3 protein-coding genes and 1 pseudogene are annotated in these 7,672 nt (G+C 65.8%); 2 read left to right on the top strand and 2 right to left on the bottom strand.

The window, feature by feature from the left end; all coding sequences use genetic code 11:
- Both OOZ19_RS29825 and OOZ19_RS29820 read right to left on the bottom strand, forming a co-directional pair.
- Positions 1-3,608 (bottom strand): annotated as a pseudogene (locus OOZ19_RS29825) (type I polyketide synthase); the annotation flags it as partial.
- 347 nt (positions 3,609-3,955) lie between these two features.
- A complete protein-coding gene (locus tag OOZ19_RS29820) occupies positions 3,956-5,263 on the bottom strand; it encodes a cytochrome P450 (RefSeq protein ID WP_266093509.1) in 1,308 nt (435 codons plus the stop codon).
- A 384-nt stretch (positions 5,264-5,647) separates the two neighbouring features.
- Here OOZ19_RS29820 and OOZ19_RS29815 point away from each other — a divergent pair, with 384 nt between their 5' ends.
- Positions 5,648-6,712 carry an IS630 family transposase gene (locus OOZ19_RS29815; protein WP_266093511.1) on the top strand — a complete coding sequence of 355 codons (1,065 nt, stop codon included), beginning with the start codon at positions 5,648-5,650 and terminating at the stop codon, positions 6,710-6,712.
- A gap of 7 nt (positions 6,713-6,719) precedes the next feature.
- The coding region (locus tag OOZ19_RS29810) for a beta-ketoacyl synthase N-terminal-like domain-containing protein (protein WP_266093508.1) at positions 6,720-7,672 on the top strand (953 nt) is incomplete at its 3' end.

The following is a 7,672-nucleotide window of genomic DNA, read 5'->3' as shown; positions in this document are numbered from 1 at the left end:
GCGAGACGGAGGTCGTCAGACCCGAGCACGACCCAACCACCATCGCCGGGCGGCACCGTGATGGACTCCCACTCCAGACCGAACAACAGGTCGTGACGAGCGAAATCAGCCGTGGACACCGGCCGCAACGTCAACTCACCGATACGAGCCACCAGCCGACCATCCACATCGAACAAATCAACCGAAACCGCATCCGCACCCATCGGAGAGACCCGCACCCGCAACGCGGACGCACCCACCGCCCACAACGACACGTCACGAAACACAAACGGCAGCCGCGTCCCGCTCCCTTCGCCGAGCCCGACCGCGTGCAAGGCCGCATCCGACAGCGCCGGATGCAGGCCGAACCCGGTGGTCACCGCCCCATCTGGCAGGGCCACCTCGGCGAACACCTCGTCGCCGGACCGCCACGCCGCCGTCAAACCCTGGAACAGCGGCCCGTAGCCCAGGCCCGCTTCCGCCAAGTCCGGGTATAGACCGCTGACGTCGACCGGTTCAGCCCCAGGCGGCGGCCACTGCTCCAACCGCATCGGCTCCCCTTGCGGATCCGGCACGAGAACGCCCGTCGCGTGGAGCACCCACTCCTCATCCACGCGCGAGTGCACCGTCAGCGGGCGGCGGCCCGACTCGTCCGCCGCTGCCACGGCCACCTGAATCTGGACACCGCCACGCTCAGTCAGAACCAGCGGCGCCGACAGCACCAGTTCCTCGAGCCGGGTGCCGCCGACCTCGTCACCGGCTCGCAACGCCAACTCGACGAAGGCCGTCCCCGGCAGCAACACCGAGCCCAGGACGGCGTGATCAGCCAGCCACGGGTGGGTACGCAGCGACAGCTTGCCCGTCAGCAACGCCCCGCCGGCGTCCGCCAACGTGACCGCCGCGCCCAGCAGCGGGTGGCCTGCCGAGCCCAGGCCCGCAGAGGCGAGGTCGCCCATCGAGGGAATGGTTTCCAGCCAGTACCGGTCCCGTTGGAACGGATAGGTCGGCAGCTCCACCGTGCAACGCTCGGGACCGAACACCACGTCCCACGCCGGTCTGATGCCACCCGCCCAGGCTTCCGCGACCGATTTGACGAACCTGCCGAGGCCGCCGTCGTCGCGGCGCAGAGAACCGACCACCGCAGCCTTGCTCCCGGCCGCCTCGATGGTCTCCTCAATGCCGACGGCAAGCACCGGATGCGGACTGCACTCGATCAACACGTCGTGACCTTGGTCGAGCAACTCCCTGGTCGCCTGCTCGAACAACACCGGCTGACGCAAACTCTCGTACCAATACCCCGCATCCAACCCCGACGTGTCGAACACCCCACCGGTCAATGTCGAGTAGAACGGCAACTCCACCGACCGCGGCGAGACCGGAGCCAACACCTCCAGAATCTCCTCACGCAACCGCTCCACATCAGCGGAGTGAGAGGCATAATCCACCGGCACCCGACGGACCCGAACCCCAGCAGCCTCCACTTCTGCCTGCCACCGATCCAGCACCGCCGCCACACCCGACACCACCACCGAGCACGGACCATTGACCGCAGCGATCCCGATCCCATCCACCAACCGGGCACGCACCTCGCCCACCGACAACGCGACAGACACCATGCCACCGCCACCCGCGATCCCCAGCAACACCTTGCTGCGCAACGCCACCACCCGCGCACCATCCCGCAACGACAACGCACCACAAACCACCGCAGCAGCAATCTCACCCTGCGAATGACCAATCACCGCAGCAGGCACAACACCATACGAACGCCACAACGCAGCCAACGACACCATCACCGCCCACAACACCGGCTGCACCACATCAACACGCTCAAACCCCTCGCCGGCCCGCAGAACATCAACCAACGACCAATCCACAAACTCCGACAACACCGCCCCGCAGTCGTCAATCGACGCCGCGAACACGGGCGAGGAGTCCAACAACTCCACCGCCATACCAACCCACTGCGAACCCTGACCCGGAAAAACCAACACCGCCCTACCAGTATTGGCCCGCTGCGCGGTAACCGACCCCAGACCCTCCCGGTCACCAGCCATCACAACCGCACGCCAATCGAACACCGACCGCGTCGTCGCCAGTGACCAACCCACATCCGCCGGGTCGAGATCGGGGTGTGTTTCGAGGAAGTCCTTCAACCGCCCGGCCTGCACCAGCAGTGCGGGCTCGGTCTTCGCCGAAAGGACCCACGGCACCACGGCCGGCTGCGACCCTGCAGGGATGGCAGGAACATCCGGTTCCGGTGCCTGTTCGAGGATCACGTGTGCGTTGGTGCCGCTGATACCGAACGACGAGACACCAGCACGACGCGGCCGATCCACCTGCGGCCACGCCCGTGCCTCGGACAACACCTCCACCGCACCGGTCGTCCAGTCCACCTGCGGAGTCGGCTCGTCCACATGCAAAGTCTTCGGCAGTTGGCCACGCTGCATCGCCAACACCATCTTGATGACACCCGCGACACCCGCCGCAGCCTGCGTGTGACCGATATTCGACTTGACCGAGCCGAGCAGCAACGGCTCGTCCCGGTCCTGCCCGTAGGTCCCCAACAACGCCTGGGCCTCGATCGGATCACCCAGCCTGGTCCCGGTGCCGTGCGCTTCCACCGCGTCGACATCGCCGACACCCAGCCCAGCACTCGCGAGAGCCTGCCGGATCACCCGCTCCTGGGACGGACCATTCGGCGCGGTCAACCCGTTCGAAGCCCCATCCTGGTTCACCGCCGAACCCCGCATCACCCCAAGGACTTGATGGCCGTTGCGCTGAGCATCCGACAACCGCTCCAACAGCAGAAGGCCAACACCCTCGCCCCAACCAGTCCCGTCCGCAGCACCCGCGAACGGTTTGCATCGTCCATCCGAGGCCAGCCCCCGCTGGCGGCTGAACTCCACGAAACCCGCCGGTGAGGACAACACGGTCGCGCCACCGGCCAGAGCGAGCGTGCACTCGCCCTGCCGCAACGACTGCGCCGCGAGGTGCATCGCCACCAACGACGACGAACACGCCGTGTCGACCGTGACCGCCGGGCCTTCCAACCCGAGGGTGTAAGCGATCCGCCCGGAAGCCACACTGCCCGCGGCCCCAGTGGACAGGAACCCCTCGACTCCATCGGAAAGCTCGGACAGCCGGGACAGGTAGTCGTTCGAGATCAGACCCGCGAACACGCCGGTCCGGCTGCCTCGCACCGCTCCCGGATCGATGCCCGCACGCTCGAATACCTCCCACGCCGACTCCAGCAACAGTCGTTGCTGCGGGTCCATCGCGATGGCTTCGCGCGGGCTGATGCCGAAGAACACCGAGTCGAACCCGGCGACGTCATCCAGGAACCCACCCTCGACGACATAGCTCTTCCCGGCCACGTCCGGATCGGCATCGTAAAGACCCTCGACATCCCAACCGCGATCCACCGGAAAACCCGACACCGCATCGGTTCCCGAATCCACCAACCGCCACAGGTCCTCCGGACCCGCCACCCCACCAGGGAACCGGCAACTCATCGCCACGATCGCAATCGGCTCACGCTGCGCGCTGTCGTTCTCCTGGAGCCGGCGACGGGCGTCGAGCAACTCCGTGGTGACCCGCTTGAGGTAGTTCACCAACTCTTCTTGGCTGGGCACAGAGGGTCTCCCTATTCAGCGGAACGATGGCCGGGTGAGTGCCAAAGGATGTCTCGTTACTCGGTGACCAGCTGGCACGGACGATCGGTGATCATGGTCCGGAGTAGGTCATTCCGGCTTCCGGGTCGCGTGGGCCGGTTGCGACCAGACCAGGTCCGCAGGTGACCGGACGCGACGGCGACGGCGCGACCGGGTACTGCGGGTGAAGACCTGCCGCGAACCACCCTCACGATGCCCACCGCTCGGAGCGGCCCAGGGACTACGGGGCGACTATGCCCATGCCCGGGACCGTCAACTCGAAGCGAGGAGCCTGGCCGGTGGAAGATCACGGGAACAGCTGGTCAGGTGCGGCGCCGGACGATCATCATGCCGCCTTTGCCGGGGGCAGCCGCGATGCCGCGAGTCACCCGGCGTTCCGGTCCGTCGGTGGTCGGTTCGACGATGAAGTCACGGAACATGGTGCGCACCACCACGTTCATCTCCAGCGTCGCGAAGTTGGCACCGATGCAGCGCCGGACGCCGCCACCGAACGGAATCCACTGGTAGGTGTTCGGCTTGGCTCCGACGAAGCGGCCCGGGTTGAACGTGGACGGGTCGCCGAACAGGTTCGGGTCGTCGTGCAGCAGGCCGATGGGGATGCCAACAACCGTGCCGCGTGGCAGCCGCCAACGCCCGATCTCCAGGTTCTCGGCCCGCACCTCCCTGTTGACCAGGTTGACCACGGGTCGTACCCGCTGCACTTCGAGCAGCGTGGAGTCGCGCAGCGCCGACCCGCCCTCGTCGACCTCGGCGGCAAGCCGTTCAGAGAGCCCTTCTTGGCGCCGGATGCGTTCGACGACCCAGGCCAGCGTGGTCGCGGTGGTCTCGTGACCGGCCGCCATCAGGGTCAGCATCTGATCGGAGATCTGGGCATGACCCATCGGGGAACCGTCGTCGTACCGCGCCTGCAAGAGCATGGCGAGCACGTCGTCGCGGGTGTCGAGGACGGGCGTGGCCTGGTCGATCAGCCTGCTCATGAGGACGTCGAACCGGGCTCGGTCGCGTTGGAAACGTGCCCACGGGCCGTGTGAGCCCAGAAGCCGCTGGAATTTCGGCAGGAACGTGAGAAGGGTGCCGAGCTTCACCATCGGCGGCAGCATCCGGCGCAGTTCCTCGAGTTCGGCGCCCTCGGCGCCGAACACCGCGTCCAGGATGACGTCGAGCGTTATCCGCATCATCGACGGCAGGGCGGGAAAAGGCCTACCCTCCGGCCAAGTGGCCATCTCAGACTCGGCGGCCCGTTCGACCACCTTCTCGTACGCCCGCAGGCGGTTGCCGTGCAGCGGCGGGGTGAGGAGTTTGCGGTCGCGGCGGTGCGCGTCGCCGTACGTGGCGAACAGCGAGCCGTGACCGAGTGCTCGGTCGACGCCGATGTCGGCCAGGTCGATGACGTCTTGGGTGGCCTGCAGGATCTGCTTCACCTCGGCCGGGTCGGTCAGCACCACCATCCGACCGAAGCCGAACGCGTTGATGCTGAAGGCTGACCCGTAGCGGGCCTGGTAGCGGTGCAGTGTTCGGTCCGGGTTAAGGGCGTAGGTCAGGGCTTTCACCAGGCGCTGACCAGAGGGGCCGTCGGGCAGGATCGCGTCCGGCCGTGCTGCAGTGGTCACCGGGTACCTCTCACTCTGAATCACCCTGGGTACGTTTCGAACAATGTCACGGGCAGAGGGGACAGTCTGCGGAACAAGGCTGATAAATCCTTAAATTAACCCTCGGGTAGCGCGGACCCGATCGGTCAAATCTTCATACCGTGCGGCGAGAAGTTTGTCAATCAAAAAGTCCTTACGCATCCCCGCTTTTCCGCGCCGCCTGAGGAGTGTTCCACTTGCCCGAAAGCCTCCTTCAATCTGCCCGAAAGTCCCGATTTCGATAAGACTCCCGACATATCAGTACCTCCTGGGCATGCGTACACCCCACGTCAGGCCCCCCGGAAAGACCCTAGTGGGTCGCTTCCAAATTAGTTGGACGGTGTGGTCGTCTGGTTGAATCTGGGTGTGCGAGCCGCCCCTCTAGTGTTGCGTGACGGTGATCGGGAGGTCCTGCAGGGCTGGATCCGGTCGCGGTCGATGAAGTCCGGGCTGGTGTTGCGGGCCCGGATCGTCGTGCTGGCTGCCGATGGTGTGGCTCATTCCGAGATCGCGCGGCGGTTCGCGATTTCGCGGCAGACGGTGGTCAGCTGGCGTGCACGGTACGAGGAGCACGGGATCGATGGGCTGCATGACGAGGATCGTTCGGGCCGGCCGCGAACCCTGGACCGGGACAAGCTGATTACTGCGACGCTGACACCGCCGCCGAAGAAATACGGTGTCACGCACTGGAGTTCGCGTTTGCTGGCCGGGCATCTCGGTATCGCGCACGGCACGGTGTCGAAGGTGTGGCGTGAGTACGGGGTCCAGCCGTGGCGCGCGGAGACGTTCAAGTTCTCCACCGATCCGGAGCTGGCGGGCAAGGTCACCGACATCGTCGGGCTCTATCTCGATCTGCCGGAGAACGCGATCGTGTTGTGCGTCGATGAGAAGTCGCAGATCCAGGCCTTGGACCGGACGGCGCCGACACTGCCGATGCAGATCGGTATGCCCGAGCGTCAGACCCACGACTACGTCCGCCACGGAACCACCACGCTGTTTGCCGCCCTCGAAATCGCGACCGGCAAGGTCACCGGGGTATGCAAGCCGCGTCATCGGCATCAGGAATTCCTGGCCTTCCTGCGTCACATCGCCCGCGCCTATCCCGCCGATGAGCTGCACCTGGTGATGGACGACTACGCCGCCCACAAGAAGGCCGAGGTCCGTGACTGGCTTGCCGAAAACCCGCGTATCCGAGTGCATTTCACTCCCACCTCGGCCTCGTGGATGAACCTGGTCGAGGTCTGGTTCGGCATCATCGAACGTCAAGCCATCCACCGCGGGACCTTCCGCAACGTGCGGGAACTGACCACCAAGATTCGTCAGTTCATCAACGGCTGGAACCCCCGCGCCAAGCCTTTCGTCTGGACCAAAACCGCCGACCAGATCCTCACCAAGGCCCACCGTCCCGCAACTTCAAATACGGACCACTAGGAAACAGATGTCAGAGAACTCCAAGCTCCGTAATTACCTCAACAAGGTAACTGCCGAGCTGGGCAGGACCCGGAAACGCCTGCGTGACGTCGAGGAGTCGGCTCAGGAGCCGATCGCGATCGTGGCGATGAGCTGCCGATTCCCCGGCGGTGTCGCGGGTCCGGAGGATCTCTGGCGGCTGGTGGATACGGGAACCGATGCGGTGTCGGGCTTCCCGGTGGATCGCGGTTGGGACGTCGAGGGTCTTTACGATCCCGATCCGGACGTGGCCGGGAAGAGCTACGTCGTCGAGGGTGGGTTCTTGGATGACGTCGCCGGGTTCGACTCGGCGTTCTTCGGCATCAGCCCACGCGAAGCCATCGCCATGGACCCCCAGCAACGACTGTTGCTGGAGTCGGCGTGGGAAACGTTCGAGCGGGCCGGTATCGACCCGCAGACGCTGCGAGGCAGCCGCACCGGAGTGTTCGCGGGTACCAACGGTCAAGATTATGGGGCGTTGATCGCCGCCTCCGATGGTGGCGCCGAGGACTACGGGATCACCGGGCGGACGGCCAGCGCCATCTCCGGGCGGATCGCGTACACCCTCGGTTTGGAAGGCCCGGCGGTGACCGTGGATACGGCGTGTTCGTCGTCGTTGGTGGCGATGCACCTCGCGGCGCAGTCGTTGCGGCAGGGTGAGAGCACGTTGGCGTTGGCGGGTGGGGTCACGGTGTTGTCCTCGCCTGCGGGTTTCGTGGAGTTCAGCCGCCAGCGGGGACTGGCCGCGGATGGGCGGTGTAAGTCGTTCGCGGGTGCTGCGGACGGCACCGGTTGGGGCGAAGGTGTGGGGATGCTCCTGTTGGAGCGGTTGTCCGACGCCCAGCGCAACGGTCACCAGATCCTTGCGGTGATGCGGGGTTCGGCGGTCAACCAGGACGGGGCTTCCAACGGGTTGACCGCGCCGAATGGTCCGTCCCAGGA

The sequence above is a fragment of the Saccharopolyspora sp. NFXS83 genome (assembly GCF_026241095.1).
Lineage (GTDB): Bacteria > Actinomycetota > Actinomycetes > Mycobacteriales > Pseudonocardiaceae > Saccharopolyspora_C.
The sequence above is the reverse complement of the archived record's forward strand: the minus strand, read 5'-3'. Positions and strand labels throughout refer to the sequence as shown.